This window comes from Vreelandella malpeensis (genome assembly GCF_020622355.1).
In the GTDB taxonomy this organism is placed as follows: domain Bacteria; phylum Pseudomonadota; class Gammaproteobacteria; order Pseudomonadales; family Halomonadaceae; genus Vreelandella; species Vreelandella malpeensis.
Genome location: NZ_WHVL01000003.1, coordinates 173388 through 190612, shown reverse-complemented (window position 1 = coordinate 190612; position 17225 = coordinate 173388). Strand labels below are relative to the sequence as shown.

The 17225-nt window shown below is 64.9% G+C and carries 17 protein-coding genes; 8 read left to right on the top strand and 9 right to left on the bottom strand.

The window, feature by feature from the left end; translation table 11 throughout:
• Positions 1-11: 11 nt before the first annotated feature.
• From GEV37_RS09125 to GEV37_RS17090, 4 genes are all read right to left on the bottom strand, one after another.
• The gene (locus GEV37_RS09125) at positions 12-980 is read right to left on the bottom strand and encodes a metal ABC transporter solute-binding protein, Zn/Mn family (RefSeq protein ID WP_227389928.1); all 969 of its coding nucleotides are present in this window, start codon (positions 978-980) and stop codon (positions 12-14) included.
• Positions 981-1181: 201 nt separating this feature from the next.
• Positions 1182-2549 carry a PepSY-associated TM helix domain-containing protein gene (locus tag GEV37_RS09120; protein ID WP_227389927.1) on the bottom strand — a complete coding sequence of 456 codons (1368 nt, stop codon included), beginning with the start codon at positions 2547-2549 and terminating at the stop codon, positions 1182-1184.
• A 68-nt stretch (positions 2550-2617) separates the two neighbouring features.
• A complete protein-coding gene (locus GEV37_RS09115; RefSeq protein WP_227389926.1) occupies positions 2618-4759 on the bottom strand; it encodes a TonB-dependent copper receptor in 2142 nt (713 codons plus the stop codon).
• A 76-nt stretch (positions 4760-4835) separates the two neighbouring features.
• The gene (locus GEV37_RS17090) at positions 4836-5183 is read right to left on the bottom strand and encodes a hypothetical protein (protein ID WP_227390131.1); all 348 of its coding nucleotides are present in this window, start codon (positions 5181-5183) and stop codon (positions 4836-4838) included.
• Between GEV37_RS17090 and GEV37_RS09105 the strand changes: the two genes are divergently transcribed.
• The 8 genes from GEV37_RS09105 (at position 5109) to ureG (ending at position 10910) form a co-directional block, all read left to right on the top strand.
• Positions 5109-5273 carry a hypothetical protein gene (locus tag GEV37_RS09105; RefSeq protein WP_227390143.1) on the top strand — a complete coding sequence of 55 codons (165 nt, stop codon included), beginning with the start codon at positions 5109-5111 and terminating at the stop codon, positions 5271-5273. The two genes, GEV37_RS17090 and GEV37_RS09105, sit on opposite strands and share 75 nt — an antisense overlap.
• Before the next feature lie 335 nt (positions 5274-5608).
• Positions 5609-6493, top strand: coding sequence for an urease accessory protein UreD (locus tag GEV37_RS09100; protein ID WP_227389925.1), 885 nt, complete (start codon positions 5609-5611; stop codon positions 6491-6493).
• Positions 6494-6523: 30 nt separating this feature from the next.
• A complete protein-coding gene (ureA, locus tag GEV37_RS09095; protein WP_227389924.1) occupies positions 6524-6826 on the top strand; it encodes an urease subunit gamma in 303 nt (100 codons plus the stop codon).
• 19 nt (positions 6827-6845) lie between these two features.
• Positions 6846-7175 carry an urease subunit beta gene (locus GEV37_RS09090; RefSeq protein ID WP_227389923.1) on the top strand — a complete coding sequence of 110 codons (330 nt, stop codon included), beginning with the start codon at positions 6846-6848 and terminating at the stop codon, positions 7173-7175.
• Positions 7172-8884, top strand: a complete 1713-nt coding sequence (gene ureC / locus GEV37_RS09085) for an urease subunit alpha (RefSeq protein ID WP_227389922.1) — start codon at positions 7172-7174, stop codon at positions 8882-8884. Before GEV37_RS09090 ends, ureC begins: the two co-directional genes overlap by 4 nt.
• Before the next feature lie 151 nt (positions 8885-9035).
• Positions 9036-9581 carry an urease accessory protein UreE gene (gene ureE, locus GEV37_RS09080; RefSeq protein WP_227389921.1) on the top strand — a complete coding sequence of 182 codons (546 nt, stop codon included), beginning with the start codon at positions 9036-9038 and terminating at the stop codon, positions 9579-9581.
• The gene (locus GEV37_RS09075; RefSeq protein WP_227389920.1) at positions 9571-10254 is read left to right on the top strand and encodes an urease accessory protein UreF; all 684 of its coding nucleotides are present in this window, start codon (positions 9571-9573) and stop codon (positions 10252-10254) included. The genes ureE and GEV37_RS09075 overlap by 11 nt, the downstream gene beginning before the upstream one ends.
• A gap of 23 nt (positions 10255-10277) precedes the next feature.
• Positions 10278-10910, top strand: a complete 633-nt coding sequence (gene ureG, locus GEV37_RS09070; RefSeq protein ID WP_227389919.1) for an urease accessory protein UreG — start codon at positions 10278-10280, stop codon at positions 10908-10910.
• A 243-nt stretch (positions 10911-11153) separates the two neighbouring features.
• Here ureG and GEV37_RS09065 read toward each other — a convergent pair whose 3' ends face one another.
• From GEV37_RS09065 to GEV37_RS09045, 5 genes are read right to left on the bottom strand one after another with little or no spacing between them, the layout of a single operon-like run.
• A complete protein-coding gene (locus tag GEV37_RS09065; RefSeq protein WP_227389918.1) occupies positions 11154-11399 on the bottom strand; it encodes a formate dehydrogenase subunit delta in 246 nt (81 codons plus the stop codon).
• On the bottom strand, positions 11372-12226 hold the full coding sequence (gene fdhD, locus GEV37_RS09060) for a formate dehydrogenase accessory sulfurtransferase FdhD (RefSeq protein ID WP_227389917.1): 855 nt from the start codon (positions 12224-12226) through the stop codon (positions 11372-11374). The genes GEV37_RS09065 and fdhD overlap by 28 nt, the downstream gene beginning before the upstream one ends.
• On the bottom strand, positions 12223-15123 hold the full coding sequence (gene fdhF / locus GEV37_RS09055; protein ID WP_227389916.1) for a formate dehydrogenase subunit alpha: 2901 nt from the start codon (positions 15121-15123) through the stop codon (positions 12223-12225). The genes fdhD and fdhF overlap by 4 nt, the downstream gene beginning before the upstream one ends.
• Positions 15120-16661 carry a formate dehydrogenase beta subunit gene (locus tag GEV37_RS09050; protein ID WP_227389915.1) on the bottom strand — a complete coding sequence of 514 codons (1542 nt, stop codon included), beginning with the start codon at positions 16659-16661 and terminating at the stop codon, positions 15120-15122. Before GEV37_RS09050 ends, fdhF begins: the two co-directional genes overlap by 4 nt.
• Complete coding sequence (locus GEV37_RS09045) at positions 16658-17152, bottom strand: formate dehydrogenase subunit gamma (RefSeq protein ID WP_227389914.1); 495 nt, start codon at positions 17150-17152, stop codon at positions 16658-16660. Before GEV37_RS09045 ends, GEV37_RS09050 begins: the two co-directional genes overlap by 4 nt.
• Between the last annotated feature and the right edge of the window lie 73 nt (positions 17153-17225).

Below are 17225 nucleotides of genomic sequence, written 5' to 3'. Positions count from 1 at the left end.
GCCTTTTATCGTCAGGTATCGAGCTGCCATTCGCTTGCCCAGTCGTTGAGCGCTTCCGGCAGGGGCGCCAGGGTGCCGCCCAGCGCCTCGACGATGTGCTCGGTATTGCGGTAGAGCATGCCCATGTAGGTGCCATCGACGGTGTCCTCGTCTCCCATGGCATCCGAATAAAGCTCGCCGCCGACCACCACTTCGTGGCCTTGCTGGGCCGCCGCGTCGATTACCGCCTGAATGGTGCGCGGGTTGATGGTGCTTTCGACGAACACCGCCGGTACGTTGCGCTCCACCACACTATTGGCCATGTTGCGGATATCGGCAATGCCGGTTTCGGTGGCGGTGCTGATGCCCTGGATGCCTTCGACGTCGATATCGTAGGCGCGGCCGAAGTAGCTGAAGGCGTCGTGGGCGGTGACCAGCACGCGCTGCTCGTCGGGAATGCTGGCGATGCTCTGCTTGATCCACTCGTGCAGCGCGAGAAGTTCGGTTGCGTAGCGCTCGGCGTTGGCCTCGATGGTCGCGGTACATGCCGGGCGCGCCTCGATCAGGGTATCGCGCAAGGTCGGGACGGTTTGCGCCCAGAGCGAAACGTCCATCCACAGGTGCGGGTCGACCCCATAGGTGCCCTGAGAGGCGATCAACGCCTCCTCCTCGATCGACGCGGGGGCGACGGCGAGCGTCGGCGTGCGCTTGGCGAAGTTCTCCAGCACCGAGCCGAGCTGGCCCTCGAGCGCGTAGCCCGAGTAGAGAATCTGCTCGGCGCTGCGCAGCATGGCCACGTCGCTGGCGCTGGCCTGGTAAAGGTGCGGGTCGACCCCGGGTCCCATCATCGCTTCCACCGCGACGCACTCGCCGCCCACGTTTCGGGCCACGTCGGCGATCATGCCGATGGTGGCCACCACATTCAACGGTGGTTCCTCCGCCAGCGCCATAGAGCTCAATGGAAGCAGACTTAACGCGGCGACGGCGCGTTTGATGGACATGAGACCCCCTTTGAATGGTGAGCGGCGTTGACGCGGGCCCGCTGTTCGTTACGATGATTATGCATTCGGAAAGAAGTATAGCCTTTGCTAAGTTTCCTGCTGGCGGACTTGTCTGTCAAGCGGTAAAAAGGGAGAAGAAGTGCCCCGGCTCAGACGAACGAGCCGGGGAAAAAGGGCTGTGGCAAAGAGCCGGAGAAAGGGTCAAGCGCCGCGTGCGGCGAGGCGGCGCTGCTGCAGAGGGCGGACCAGACACCAATCGACGATCAGCATGACGAAAATTGCCGCGCCGGTCAGTGGAAAGAGAACCCCGCCGACGACGAGAATCGCCAGCATGCCGCGAAAGGCGCGCTGGTCTCGCGGCAGCGGCGGCACGCCGAGGCCGCCTGTCGGGCGACGCTTCCACCACATGACGCCGGCGCTGGCGCACATCAGGACGATCGCCACGCACACCGCCAGAAAGAGCAGCTGATTCGCCAGGCCGAACTGCTGGCCCATGTGCACGTTGATGCCGAACTCCAGCCAGCGCCCCAGCGGCCCGTAATCCGCGTAGCGCATGTCCACGAGCGGCTCGCCGGAGTAGCGGTCCAGGTGCACCACCCGCTGCTGACTCAAATCGTCCGGGTAGACCGAGCCCGAGTAGACGCCGGTGGGGCTGCCGGGCAGGCTCACCGCGAAGCCCCGGTGCAGCCCCAACTGCTCGAAGCGGGCTACCGCCTCGTCCAGGCCGATGCCCGGCGCGCTCGCCAGCGCCGTGGACTCGGGAATTCGCGCCTGCTCCATGGACCAGCTCGTCGGTGTTGCCTCGCTCAGGCGAACGTCGGACATTGGCACCTCGACCCGCACGCCAGCGGGGTAACCGAAGTTGTTGCCGTTGGCCCACTGGTTCACCTGGCCGCCCCACACCCCGGACCAGGGCATGCCGGTGATCGCCAGAAACGCAATGAAGCCGCCGACGAACAGTCCTGTAACCGCGTGCAAGTCGCGCCAGAAGACGCGCTTTTTCGGCGCGCCGCGCACGCTCACCACGCCGCCTTTGGCTTTCTGGCGCGGCCACCAGAGATAAATGCCGGTCAGCACCAGCAGTATCGAGAAGCCGCCGACGATCTCGATCAGCTTGCGCGGGGTGGCACCAAAGAGCTTGAAACTGTGCAAGTAGCGCACCGTCCACATGATCGTGCCCCGGTCGTCCATCGCACCGAGTACCTCGGCGGTGTAAGGATTCACATACACTGCCAGGCGCTCCCCTTCGCGGGTATTGACGGTGATTTCCGCCGAGCTTCGGGGTGTTGCCGGGTCGGTGTACTTCACGGCGGTGCCCGGATGCGCCGCGAGCGCGGCACTGGCCAGTGTCGAGGGGGGTTGGAGGGTTTCCTGCACCGCGACGCGTTTCACATCGGCGTGGACGAGGGCATCGATCTCGTCCTTGAACAGATACAACGCCCCGGTGATCGAGAGCGTGATCAGAAAGGGCAGGACCAGAAGCCCCGCGTAGAAGTGCCAGCGCCAGACGGCGCGGTAGAGATCGGACGCACGTGACTTTTGTCCTGACTCCAATGTCATGTTGGACATGGTGTTTCTCCGGGCCGCCCACGTGGGGCGGCCTTTGTTTGACTACGTGGAAAAGAGTCGAATATCGATCAGAAACGCAGGTCCGCACGCGCCCAGACCATGCGGCCGGGCTCGTTGATACCGGTGTCCAGATCGGCGGGGTAGCCGAAGGCGGCATTGCCTGCAAGGTTCAGGTGCTCGGTGTAGGTGGTATCGAAGACGTTATCCACACCCAGGCTCAAAGTGAGGTAGTTCGTTGCCCGGTAGGCACCGTTGAGCGAGAACACCCCAAACCCGGCGGTGGATTCCAGATCCTGACCGACCACGTTGCCCTTGTCGCGAGCGATGCGGTTCTGAGCCGCCACGCCACGCCAGAGCCCGCCGATGGAGTAGGCATCCTGCTCGAAGGTCAGGCCCAGATTGGCTTCCAGCGGGGGGATCTGCGGCAGCGCTTCGTGATCATCGCGGTTGCGTCCCCAGGCGTAGGCAAGCGAGGCGTTGCCGGTCCAGTGGTCGCTGAACTGGTAGCGTGCGCCCACTTCGGCCCCGGCGATCTGAGCATCGACGTTGCCGATCTGGGCGTTGCCCATGGGGGCGGCGTAATCGAACAAGATGAAGTCGTTGACCACGCCGGCGTAGCCCGAGACCCAGGCGTTCAGACGCTCGGTCGTGTACTGGGCACCGATATCGAGCTGGGTCGTCTTTTCAGGCTGTACGCCGTCGAAGGCGTTCAGGCTGCCCTCCGGCCCGGCATTATAGACGCTCATTTCCCAGTAATCGGGGAAGCGCTCGACGTAGCCGACACCGGCGTACCACGTGGCAGGCGTGCTCGCAAGATCCTGCTCGTAGCGCAAGAAGGCGCTGGGCAGCGTATCGCGACGGGTCTGGCCAGCGGTGGCGGTGGCCAGGCTTTCATCGCTTGCGCGGTAGCGGTCGAGGCGGGCGCCGCCGATCACACGCTCACGCTCGCCGATAAAGCGGGTGACTTCACTAAAAGCGCCGAACTGGGTCAGCGCGTAGTCCGGCTGCCAATGGCTGCCTTCCTCGTTGCGATGAATCTGGCGTTCGGCATCCACGCCGGCGATCCAGGTCGTGTTTTCCCACTCCCAGGTGGAGGCGAGGCGCGCGCTGCGGGTACGGCGATCAACCCGCATGGCCATGCCTTCGTTCATGTCCATGCCGCCACCCATATCCATGCTGTCGCCCATGTCCATGCTGTCGCCCATGTCCATGCCACCCCCGTGCCCCATGTCCATATGGCCAGGCTCGCGCAGGGTAAAGTCGTCCATGATGTGGTCGGCGTAAGCGTAGTTGGCTTGCATCTCCAGCTGCTTCCAGTGCTCACTCAGGTTCTCGCGACGAAAGCGCAGGCCGACGGTTTCGCGCAGAAACTTGCTGCCGTCCATGCTGCGGCCGGCATAGCGCGCCTCGCCGTCGCCCCGCCCGGCGGTCACCTCGAGCCAAGTATCTTCATCCGGTGTCCAGCCCAGGGCGACGTCACCGTTCCACTTGTCCCACTGCGAGGGCACCACGTTGCCGTTGCCATCCTTGTAGTCGTTGGCTTCCGACTGGTTACCGGTCAAGCGAAGGTACCCCTGCTGATTGCCTAGGGCGGCATCGATACGTCGATCAAAGCGGCCGTAGGTGCCGGTCATGACGCTGGCATCGATGCGCGTGCCTGGTTCCTTGAACGCTTCCGGGCCGCGGTCGAAGCGTACCGTGGCGGCCGAGGCTCCCGGGCCCCAGATAACCGACTGCGGCCCCTTGGTCACGGTGAGGCTGTCGTAATTTTCCGGCGAGATGTAGGACGTGGGCGCATCCATTCGGGCCGGGCAGGCGCCCAGCATCTGACTGCCGTTGGTCAGGACACGAAGTCGTGAGCCGAACATGCCGCGAAAGACCGGGTCACCGTTGGTGCCCCCGTTACGAATGGCGGAAAACCCCGGAATGGTTTGCAGGTAGTCGGCGCCGTCGCTGGCGGGCGCCGGCTGGCGAGGAATGCGCGGGTCCGTCTCGACGGTCAGAGGCGAGCTGGGGACAACGCCGGTCACGACCAAAGTCTCCAGCGTATGGCGGTGAGGCATGGACGAGAAGTCGGACTGTGCGGCTGCCGTATGCGCCAGCAGCGTCGAGGCCAGCGCCACGCTCAGAGTAAGAGGGCGTCGCCCCAGTTGTTCGAGTGACGCGCAGGCAGGCGCGATGGCGCCATGCCCCTTGTTGAAAATTGGCATAATGATCCCTTTCTTTTATGTACACACCACTTGGCCGAGCGGGACGAGACCCGTCAGTCAGCGGTGGGGGAATTTCTTACACATCTGGAAAGGGAGGAGGGGCGCGGGGTCGTGCGTTAGGGTAGTGATCGCAGGGAGGAAGCGCCTGCGGCGAATGCCGACTCGGTGGTGCATGCGCGATGAACGCCTGCCGGGCGATGCCGGGCACCACCGCGTGGGCGGTGGGAAACTGCTGCCAGAGCGAGCAGTAACCGCACTCGTGAAACCAGGTGAAGATCGGCTCTAGCGTCTGGGGGGAGGCGTGGCTCGAATGAGAGTGCGCTGATTGATGAGCGTGAGGGTGGGCTGAGTGAGCATCATGCGAATGAGCTGCATGAGGGTGACCGGCGTGATGATCGTGATGTCCCGCCTGGGATTGCGAAATCAGCGGGCCAATCAGCAGCAACAGCATCGCCGTCAGCGCGGCAAGAAGCGCCAGGCGATAACAATGGCTATGCGTAAAGCGCTGAAGTGACACGAGGAGCACTCATTATCAAACGTTGGCCGTCGCGGGACCCATCATGGGTAGCGGATTCGGATCGATCAGAAACCCGCTGACTGGAGGCGCCATGGTAGCGTAAAAGCCTGCTGCACATGCGTTTCCAGGTGTGGTGTTTTGTCCTATAAAGCCAGGCGAGTGAATGCGCCACGTTGGTGCCTTTGAGTGACAAGTGAATTATTTTGGTGCAACTGGTGCGGCTTGCTTATATGAGATAGGGGAAGCACAGCACGGCTTCTCTGATGTTCACCATTTTGGCGCATAAATTGCATTTTCCTGCTCATGAATACTTCAAGCAAAACGACTCTTTCATGATGACACGTCACTGCGACGCCTCGCCTACGGATTCCGGCCACCGCTTTGATAGTCAGCGCCGCTGGGCGGCGCGGCTGTCGCTGCGCTTCGCTCGGCGCGACCAGACCACGCGCATGGTGCAGGCCCGCCACCAGGGCCCGCTTCGCGTGCAGCGCCCGTTCTACCCGGAGGGCCGCTTTGATGCCTGCCATACCTACCTGCTGCACCCGCCCGGGGGCCTGGTCAGCGGCGATGCGCTGGAGATCTCCGCCCACGTGGAGAAGGGCGCCCACGCGCTCCTGACCACGCCCGCCGCCAACAAGCTCTACAAGGCGGATAGCCAGGACGTGGCCTGGAGCCAGCGCACCGCGCTCACCGTGGAGGACGGCGCAGTACTCGAGTGGCTGCCCCAGGAGACCATCGCCTTCGATGGCTCGAAAGGCGAGCAGCGCACCCATATCGCGCTTCACGGCAGCGCAAAGTGCCTTGGCTGGGAGATGATGGCGCTGGGCCGCCCGGCCAGTCGGCTTCCGTTCGTCACGGGGCGCATCGAACAGCACTTTCGCCTGACCCTGGATGACAAGCCCCTGTGGCTCGAGCGCCAGCCGCTCGACCCGCTGCACCCGCGCTTTGCCGGCCGTTGGGGCCAGGGCGGGGCCACGGTGCAGGCCACGCTCTGGGCGGTCGGGCTCGAAGAGGTCGACGCCGCCATCGAGGCGCTGCGCGAGACGCTTATCGCCTGCCCGCACTGGGCGGTCACTGCGCGCCACGGCGTGCTGCTGCTGCGCTATCTGGGCGGCTCGCGAAGAGATGCCTGGGCGCTGTGCGAGCAGGCCTGGCGGCTTCTGCGTCCGCGCCTGATCGGCCGCGAGGCGCACACGCCGCGCATCTGGCTCACCTGACCCATCATCGACTTTCAAGAGGACGACCCCATGGAACTGACCCCGAGAGACAAGGACAAGCTATTGCTGTTCTCCGCCGCGCAGCTCGCCGAGCGCCGAAAGGCGCGCGGGCTGAAGCTCAACTATCCGGAAGCGGTGGCGCTGATCAGCTTCGAGATCATGGAGGGCGCCCGCGACGGCAAGAGCGTGGCCGAGCTCATGAGCTTCGGTCGCGAGATTCTCGGCCGTGACGACGTGATGGAGGGCGTGGCCGAGATGGTCGACGAGGTGCAGGTCGAGGCGACCTTTCCCGATGGCACGAAGCTCGTGACCGTTCATACGCCCATCAACTAGCCATTGACAGGAGAGCGCCATGATTCCCGGCGAGTACCAGTTGAAAGACGGCGAGATCGAGCTCTGCGCCGGTCGCGAGCGGATCACCGTCGAGGTCGCCAACACCGGTGACCGGCCCATCCAGCTTGGCTCCCACTACCACTTCGCCGAGGCCAACCCGGCGCTGGTGTTCGACCGCGACAGGACCCGCGGCTTTCGCCTCGACGTGGCGGCCGGCACGGCGATTCGCTTCGAGCCGGGCCAGACCCGCGAGGTCACGCTGATCCCGTTCGTCGGCAAGCGCGAAATCTACGGTTTTCGCGGCGACGTGATGGGGCCGCTTGACGACACCAGGGGAGACGCGCAATGACCACCAACAGGATCAGCCGCCAGGCCTACGCCGACATGTACGGCCCTACTGTAGGCGACCGGGTGCGCCTGGGCGACACCGAGCTCTGGATCGAGGTCGAGCGTGACGCCACCCACTACGGCGACGAGGTGAAGTTCGGCGGCGGCAAGGTGATCCGCGACGGCCAGGGCCAGAGCCAGCGCGTGGATGATGCCGTGATGGATACCGTCATCACCAACGCGCTGATTATCGACTGGTGGGGCATCGTCAAGGCGGATGTCGGCTTGAAGGCGGGGCGAATCGCGGCGATCGGCAAGGCGGGAAACCCGGACACCCAGCCGGACGTCGACATCGTGGTGGGTCCGGGCACCGAGATCATCGCAGGAGAGGGCAAGATTCTTACCGCCGGCGGCATCGACGCCCATATCCACTTCATCTGCCCGCAGCAGGTGGAAGAGGCGCTGATGAGCGGCGTGACCACCATGCTCGGCGGCGGCACCGGCCCCGCCACCGGCTCCAATGCCACCACCTGCACGCCGGGGCCCTGGCACCTGGGCAAGATGCTCCAGGCGGTGGACGAGCTTCCCATGAACATCGGCTTGCTCGGCAAAGGTAATGCCAGCCTGCCGCAAGGGCTCGAGGCGCAGATCGAGGCCGGGGCCATGGGCCTCAAGCTCCACGAGGACTGGGGCACCACGCCCGCCTCCATCGACACCTGCCTGAGCGTGGCGGAGAAGTACGATGTCCAGATCGCGATCCACACCGACACCCTCAACGAGTCCGGCTTCGTCGAGGATACGTTGGCGGCGTTCAAGGAGCGCGGCATCCACACCTACCATACCGAAGGGGCGGGCGGCGGCCACGCGCCGGATATCATTACCGCCTGTTCGCTCGAGTACGTGCTGCCGTCCTCCACCAACCCGACGCGCCCCTACACGGTCAACACCATCGACGAGCACCTGGACATGCTGATGGTGTGCCACCACCTGGACCCCAACATCCCGGAAGACGTGGCCTTCGCCGACTCGCGCATCCGCCGTGAGACCATCGCCGCCGAGGACATCCTGCACGATCTCGGCGTGATCTCGATGATCGCCTCGGACTCTCAGGCCATGGGTCGGGTGGGCGAAGTGGTCTGCCGCACCTGGCAGACCGCGCACAAGATGAAGCTCCAGCGCGGCCTCTTGCCGGAAGATCAGGCCCTGGGGGCGGACAATTTTCGCGCCAGGCGCTACATCGCCAAGTACACCATCAACCCGGCGATTACCCATGGCATTGCGCACGAGGTGGGTTCCGTCGAGGTAGGCAAGCTGGCCGATCTGGTGCTGTGGAAACCGGCGTTCTTCGGCGTGAAGCCGTCCTTGATCCTCAAGGGCGGCATGATCGCCGCCGCGCCCATGGGCGACCCCAACGCCTCGATTCCCACGCCCCAGCCGGTGCACTACCGCCCGATGTTCGGCGCCTTTGGCCGCGCGGCGAGCTTGACGCGGCTGAGCTTCGTCAGCCAAGCAGCGATTGACGCCGGGCTCAAGGAGCGTCTGGGGCTTCAAAGCACGCTTTCGGCGTGCAAGAACGTGCGCGGGGTTCGCAAGAAGGACATGAAGCTCAACGACGCCTGCCCCGAACTCACCGTGGACCCGCAGACCTATGAAGTGCGCTGCGACGGCGAGCTTCTGACCTGCGAGCCTGCCACGGAGCTGCCGCTGGCGCAGCGGTATCACTTGTTCTGACGGGTTCTCGCTGCAGGGGGGCGCCGGGGGTAGGCCTACGAGAGGGCGCTGTGAATACGTCCCTGTACGCTACTTTTGCCATCCATGGCAAAAGACCCTCTCTACGACCTACCCCCGGCACAGCCTTCACGGATCGCATAAGGAAGAGAACATGTTGAAACTGATAGAACGCCTCGGCCCCATCGACGAAAGCGCCGCCAACGATACTCTGACGCTGCCCTTCGAGCTGCGTATTCGCGGGCGTCTGAAAGCTGAAAGCGATTCCGGAAAAGCCTTGGGGCTGTTTCTCGACCGTGGCCCAGTGCTGCGCGACGGTGATGGCTTAAAGGCCGAGGATGGCACGGTAATACGGGTGTGCGCCGCCATCGAGCCGGTGGTCACCGCCCGTGTGACCCCGGGCCTGCCGCTGGCGCGGCTCGCCTACCACTTGGGCAACCGCCACGTGCAGCTGGCGCTGGGCGAGGACGAGAAGGGCGGCTGGGTGCGCTTCCCGCCGGATCACGTGCTCGAAGAGCTCGCGGGGCTTCTGGGCGCACGCCTCGAACGTCATGACGACACCTTCGACCCGGAGCCCGGCGCCTACCAGCAGCTCGGCCACGCCCATGCCCACGACCACGTCTACCACGACCGGGAAGCGCCAGAGGCGGCTCACGAGCATCACCACGATCATGACCACGACCATACCCATGGCCACTGAGGTTCAAGACGATCTGTCGCTGCTCGGGCTTTTGCAACTGGTCAGTCCGGCGCTGCCGATCGGCGCCTTTGCCTTCTCCCAGGGGCTCGAGAGCGCCTTCGAGCTTGGCTGGGTGAGTGATGAGAAGAGTCTGGCCGAGTGGCTTGCAGGCGTGCTCGACGACGGCCTGACCCGCTGTGAGCTGCCGGTGATCGCGCGCCTTTATGAGGCTTTCGAAAAGTTCGACGGCGAAAGCGTGGCCGAGTGGGACGGCTGGCTTGCCGCCAGCCGCGAAACCGCCGAGCTCGCCGCCGAGGACGCAAGGCTCGGGGCCGCCCTCGAGCGTCTTCTGGCAAGCCTTGCGCTGTTGCCCCAAGAGCATTGGCTACCGCGCCCCGCTGGTTACGTAACGCTTTTCGCTTACACCGCCTTTACACGCGGCGTGAGCCCGCGCCAGGCGATGCTCGGCTTTGGCTGGGCGTGGCTCGAAAACCAGTTGGCGGTGGCCTGCAAGGCGCTACCGCTGGGTCACACCAGCGCCCAGCGCCTCATCGAGCGGTTACGCCCAACGCTCTCCAGCGCGGTGGACGAGGCGTTCTCGCTTGATGACGGTGAGCTCGGCCCGGCGCTGCCTGGCGTTGCGCTGGCAAGCGCGCTGCACGAAACCCAATATTCCCGACTGTTCAGAAGTTGATTCGATCGATACAGGAGAACAACATGACACACTGTTTACGCGTAGGGGTCGGTGGCCCGGTCGGTTCCGGCAAGACGGCGCTGTTGAAGCAGCTCTGCCTGGCACTGCGTGACCATTACGATATCGCCGTGGTGACCAACGACATCTACACCCGCGAGGATGCGGATTTTCTGCTCAAGCACGACGCGCTGGCCTCGGATCGGATTCTGGGTGTGGAGACCGGTGGCTGCCCGCACACTGCCATTCGCGAGGACGCCTCGATGAACCTGGCGGCGATCGACGAGCTGCAGGGGCGCCACCCGGGCCTCGAACTCGTGCTGGTCGAGTCCGGCGGCGATAACCTCTCCGCCACCTTCAGCCCGGAGCTTTCCGATCTCACCCTCTACGTGATCGACGTTTCCGCCGGCGACAAGATTCCCCGCAAGGGCGGGCCGGGCATCACCAAGTCCGATCTGCTGATCATCAACAAGATCGACATCGCCGAGCAGGTACACGCCTCACTGGAGGTCATGGAGCGGGACTCGAAAAAGATGCGCGGCGAGCGACCCTTCGTGTTCACCAATCTCTACGATGGCGTGGGGCTCGAGGAGATCATCCGCTTCATTCTGGACAAGGGAATGCTGGAGGAGCGTCGCGAGACGCGTGCAGCGCAGTAAGCGCCGGCAGGTAATAAAACGGCCGCTCTGTCCAGGCGGTTGAATGGGCAGAGCAGCCAAAACGGTGGGGTACGTCCCTGTACGAGCGGGTCGTCCCTGACCGCCACCTCTGTACAGTGGACCCTCTGCTCCTCAATGACCTTAATCTGGGTTATAAATAACTATTTATTCTGCGATTTTGAAGCTTATTGCCGTCAAGTGACCGCGATCTTGAGCGTATCTGCCCGCACGAAAGGGCGATATTCAGCCGGTGCGACGCTCTTCCTGGCGCTTTGCCAGCAGCGTGGCGGCGCGATGGGCCGTGGCCGAAAGGCCCGTTTCCGGCCGGGCGAGGCTTGCCATTAGGCGCTGCTTCATCGGCCGGGCCCAGAACGTCTCGACATGGCGGCAGGTAGCCGTCGCGGCGCTCTCCTCGTCGCGGCCACCGCCCAGGTTGAGGGCGATCTGGTTGAGCATGCTGATCAGGTTGTCGTCTGGGTGGGCGGACATGACGCTTCTCCTTGGTGAAGTGCGGGCCGGTGGTAGATCACGTGCCGGTTGGGGCGGGCGAACCCGACGAGCAGCAGGTTCGCTGAGCGAGCCTGGGACACCGCCAGGGCCGTGGCCGCCGAGACGGCGACGAGCGCGCCGATGCTGGCGCTGGCGCACTTGTGCACCATTTCGTAGCTGGCGCGGCTCGAGACCAGCACGAAGCCGCGCTCGAGCGCTGTCTCGCTGCAGGCCAGCGCGCCGATCAGCTTGTCCAGCGCATTGTGGCGTCCCACGTCCTCGCGCACGCAGAGAATCTCGCCTTCCAGGCTGCACCAGGCCGCCCCATGCACCGCGCCGGTGGCAGCCTTGAGCGGCTGGTGCGCGGCGAACGCCTCGAGCGCGCGGGCGATGGCGGTATCATCGACCGTCGGCGCCTGAACCTGGGGAATCGGACGGATCGCCTGGTCGAGCGCCTCGGTACCGCACAGTCCGCAGCCGGTGCGCCCGGTGGTGCTGCGCCGGCGCTCCTTGAGAGCGGCGAGTCGCTGGGTGGCGATGGTCAGATGAACCGCCAGGCCGTTTGGCTCCTCGCGCACTTCCCAGTCGTAGCACTCGTGAACGTGGGCGATGATTCCTTCGGTCAGGCTGAACCCCAGCGCCAGATCGAGAAGTTCGCTGGGGCTTGCCATCATCACCGCATGGGAGATGCCGTTGTAGATCAGCGCCACCGGCACTTCCTCGGCCAGGGCGTCCTCACCGACATTGCCCTGCCACTCACCCGCTTGGCGGCGCACCTCGACCAGCAGGTGCGCCAGGGCGATTTCCTCGCTTTCGTACGCGCTCACGGCGTCTCCTGTCGGGCGCTTTCGAGGTGGTTCTTCTGGGTCTGGTCGAAGGCGCTGAAGCGCTGCTGCCAAGCCGAAGGCTGGCTGACTTTTTCTACCTGCACGGCGGTCACCTTGTATTCCGGGCAGTTGGTGGCCCAGTCCGAGTTGTCGGTCGTGATCACGTTGGCACCGCTGCCCGGGTGGTGGAAGGTGGTGTAGACCACGCCGGGCTGCATGCGTTCGCTAAGCCTAGCACGCAATACCGTCTGACCCGAGCGGCTGGTGATGCCGAGCCAGTCACCGTCACTCACGCCACGCACCTCAGCATCAGACGGGTGCAGCTCCAGCACGTCCTCGTCATGCCAGTGCTGGTTGTGGGTGCGCCTCGTCTGGGCGCCGACGTTGTACTGGCTCAAGATCCGCCCGGTGGTAAGCAGCAGCGGGAAGCGGCGGTTGGTGCGCTCTTCGGTGGCCACGTACTCGGTGATCGCAAAGCGGCCAAGGCCAATCGGGAAGTCGATCGCGTGCATGGTCGGCATGCCGCGAGGGTTCGCATCGTTGCAGGGCCACTGGAGGCTGCCATATTGCTCGAGCTTTTCGTAGCTGACGCCTGCAAAGCTCGGTGCAAGCGCTGCGATCTCGTCCATGATCTCGGACGGGTGGGCGTAGTTCATCGGGTAGCCCAAGGCGTTGGCGAGATCCTGAGTGACTTCCCAGTCCTGCTTGCCGGCCACCGGCGGGGTCACCTTGCGCACGCGGTTGATGCGCCGCTCGGCGTTGGTGAAGGTGCCGTCCTTTTCCAGAAAGCTCGAGCCCGGCAGCAGCACGTGGGCGAACTTGGCGGTTTCGTTGAGGAAAATATCCTGCACGATCAGGCAGTCCAGCGAGCGCAGCGCCGCCTCGACGTGCTGGGTGTTAGGGTCGGACTGGGCAATGTCTTCGCCCTGCACGTAGAGCGCCTTGAAGGTGCCTTCGATCGCGGCATCGAACATGTTGGGAATGCGCAGTCCCGGCTCGTCGTCGAGCGCTACACCCCACCTGGCTTCGAAGCGCCCGCGGGCGATGGGGTCCGCCACGTGCTGGTAGCCCGGAAGCTCGTGGGGGAAGGAGCCCATGTCACACGAGCCCTGCACGTTGTTCTGACCGCGCAAGGGGTTCACGCCCACGCCTTCGCGGCCGATGTTGCCGGTGGCCATGGCGAGGTTGGCGATGCCCATCACCATGGTCGAGCCCTGGCTGTGCTCGGTGACACCGAGACCGTAGTAGATCGCGCCGTTGGGAGCGGTGGCGTAGGTGCGTGCGGCGCGACGTACCGCCTCCGACGGTACGCCGGTAATCATCTCGGACGCCTCGGGGCTGTGGCGCGGCTCACTGATGAACGCGCGCCAGCGCTGGTAGGCATCCGTGTCGCAGCGTCTGGCGACGAAGCCGGTATCCTCTAGGCCTTCGGTGATCACCACGTGAGCCAGGGCGTTGACCAGCGCGACGTTAGTGCCCGGGCGCAGCGGCAGGTGCTGGGCCTCATTCAGGTGCGGCGTTTTCAAAAGATCGATGCGGCGTGGGTCGGCGACGATCAGCTTCGCCCCCTGGCGCAGGCGCTTGCGCATCATCGAGCCGAACACCGGGTGGGCGTCGGTGGGATTGGCGCCGATGACGATGATGGCGTCGGCCTTCATCACCGAATCAAACGTCTGGGTGCCGGCGGATTCGCCCATCGTGGTCTTCAAGCCGTAGCCGGTGGGCGAGTGACACACCCGGGCGCAGGTGTCGGTGTTGTTATTGCCGAAGGCCGCGCGGATCAGCTTCTGCACCAGATAGGTTTCCTCGTTGGTGCAGCGCGAGGAGGTGATGCCGCCGATGCTTTCACGGCCGTGCTCCGCCTGGATCGCCTTCAAGCGCTGGGCGGCGAAGCCGATCGCCTCTTCCCAGCTCGCTTCGCGCCAGGGCTGGTCGATGGAATCGCGAATCATCGGCGTGGTCAGGCGGTCCGGGTGCGAGGCGTAGCCGAAGGCGAAGCGCCCCTTCACGCAGGAGTGGCCGTGGTTGGCGTCGCCGCCCTTGTAGGGCACCATGCGCACGAGCTTGTCGCCCTTCATCTGGGCTTCGAAGGAGCAGCCTACACCGCAGTAGGCGCAGGTGGTCACCACGCTTCGATCCGGCACGCCGTGGTCGATCACGCTGTTGTCCATGAGTGTGGCGGTCGGGCAGGCCTGTACGCAGGCCCCACACGAGACGCAGTCCGAGTCCATGAACGCCTCGTCCTGACCGGCGGCCACTTTCGAGTCGAAGCCGCGCCCGTCGATGGTCAGCGCAAAGGTGCCCTGCACCTCCTCGCAGGCGCGTACGCAGCGCGAGCAGACGATGCACTTGCTCGGATCGAAGGTGAAATAGGGGTTGGAGGTGTCTTTCTGCTCGGCGAGGTGGTTTTCGCCCTCGAAGCCGTAGCGTACCTCGCGAAGCCCGACGCTGCCCGCCATGTCCTGAAGCTCGCAGTCGCCGTTGGCCGGGCAGGTCAGGCAATCCAGCGGGTGGTCAGAAATGTAGAGCTCCATCACGCCCCGGCGAAGCTTCGCCAGCCGCGCGTTTTGGGTGGTCACCTTCATGCCTTCCACCACCGGCGTGGTGCACGACGCCGGAAGGCCCCGGCGGCCTTCGATCTCGACCGCGCAGAGCCGGCAGGAGCCGAACGCCTCGAGGCTGTCGGTGGCGCAGAGCTTCGGGATGCTGATATCGGCAAGGGCGGCGGCGCGCAGCACCGAGGTGCCTTCCGGCACGCTCAAGCGTACGCCGTCGATTTCGACGCTGACCGAGGCCGCGCCCGGGCGGGCCGCGGGGGTGCCATAGTCCTTGCTGAAATCGGCCTTGCTGAAATCGACGCCGTTGGTCTGACGACGGGGGTCGAAATGTTCAATCATGCGTGTTCTCCGCTGGCCGGACGCTGGAAGTCCTCGGAAAAGTGCCTGAGCGCGCTCTGCACCGGGAAGGGGGTCATGCCGCCCATGGCGCACAGCGAACCGTCCACCATCGTCTCGCAAAGATCAGCGAGCAGCGCGAGGTTGGCCACGCGATTCTCGCCTTTGCGGATGCGGTCGATCACCTCGACGCCGCGGGTCGAGCCGATCCGGCACGGCGTGCACTTGCCGCAGGATTCCGCCTTGCAGAACTCCATCGAAAAGCGCGCCTGCTCGGCCATGTCGACGCGGTCGTCGAACATGACCACGCCCGCGCCGACCGAAGCGAAGGTTTCGTAATCGAGCGGCATGTCCCACTGGCTTTCCGGCAGATAGGCGCACAGCGGCCCGCCCACCTGCACCGCGCGCAGCGGCCGCCCGCTCAGGGTGCCACCGCCGAACTCCTCCATCAGCGTGCGCAGGGTGGTGCCGAAGGCGAGCTCCACGAGCCCGCCGCGCTTGACGTTGCCCGCCAGCTGTAGCGCCAGCGTGCCCTTGGAACGGCCCATGCCGTATTGCGCGTAGGCCTGGCCGCCTTCGGCCAGGATGAACGGCACCGCGGCGAGCGACAGTACGTTGTTGACCACGGTGGGTTGGCCAAACAGGCCCTCGATGGCGGGCAGCGGCGGTTTGAAGCGCACCAGCCCCCGCTTGCCTTCGAGGCTTTCCAGCAGCGACGTCTCTTCGCCACAGATGTAGGCGCCGGCGCCCAGGCGCACTTCCAGGTGGAAGGCGCGGCCGCTGTCGCGGATATCGTCGCCCAGGTAACCCTCTGCCTCGGCGCGCAGGATCGCCTCATCCAGTATTTCCTTCGCCAGCGGGTACTCCGAGCGCAGGTAGATGTAACCCTGAGTGGCACCCACGGCGAGCCCGGCGATGGTCATGCCCTCGATCAGCATGAACGGGTCGCACTCCATGGCGAGCCGGTCGGCGAAGGTGCCGGAGTCGCCTTCGTCGGCGTTGCAGACGATGTACTTTCGATCCGCCTGCGCGTTAAGCACGGTCTGCCACTTGATGCCGGTAGGAAACGCCGCGCCGCCGCGCCCACGAAGCCCGGAAGCCTTCACTTCATCGACGATGGCCTGGGGCGAAAGCGCAAGCGCCGCCTCGAGCCCGGCAAAGCCCCGGTGGGCGCGGTATTCGTCGAGCGACAGCGGGTCGGTCACGCCGATGCGCGCAAAGGTGAGGCGCTGCTGGCGGGCCAGATAGTCGATTTCATCCACCGGGCCGAGCGCCAGCGGATGGCCGACGCCGCCTTCGAGCAGGCCACTGTCGAGCAGCGCCGGCACATCAGAGGGCGTGACCGGGCCATAAGCGACGCGGCCCTTGGGCGTTTCGACCTCGACCAGCGGCTCGAGCCAGAAAAGCCCGCGGGAGCCGTTGCGCACGATGTCGATGCCTTCGTGGCGAGCGGCGGCCTCGCGCGCTAGGCGCTTCGCCACGGCGTCAGCGCCCAGTGACAGGGCCGTCGTGTCGCGGGGAACGAAAACGCGAATGCTCATGCGCTCACCTCCAACGGCCGGGTCTGCAGCTCGTCGAGCAGTTCATCGAAGGCTTCCTCGGTCACGCGTCCGCGCACCTGGTCGTCGACGCGAATCGACGGGCCACAGGCGCAGTTGCCCAGACAATAAACGGCTTCTAACGTGATCTCGCGATCCGGCGTGGTCTGGTAGTAATCCACGCCCAGGCGCGCCTTGGCGTGGGCTTCGAGTTGGCGCCCACCCACCGACTGACACGCCTCGGCGCGGCAGATCTGCACCACGTGGCGCCCCGGAGGAGCGGTACGAAAATGGTGGTAGAAGCTGATCACGCCGTGGATTTCGGCGCGGGTCTGCTGAAGCGATGCGGCGATCAGGGAAATCGCATCGGTCGGAATGAAGCCGAAGCGGTCCTGCAGGGCGTGAAGAATCGGCAGCAGCGCGCCGGGCTTGTGCTTGAACGCATCGATCTCGGCTTGAATCGACGCTGACGACCACTCTGGAGACGGCTTCATGATGTCTCTCCCGGTGCGGATTGTTTGTTATAAATATGCACGCTGATGCTTATTTTAAGTCGATTTGAAAAGG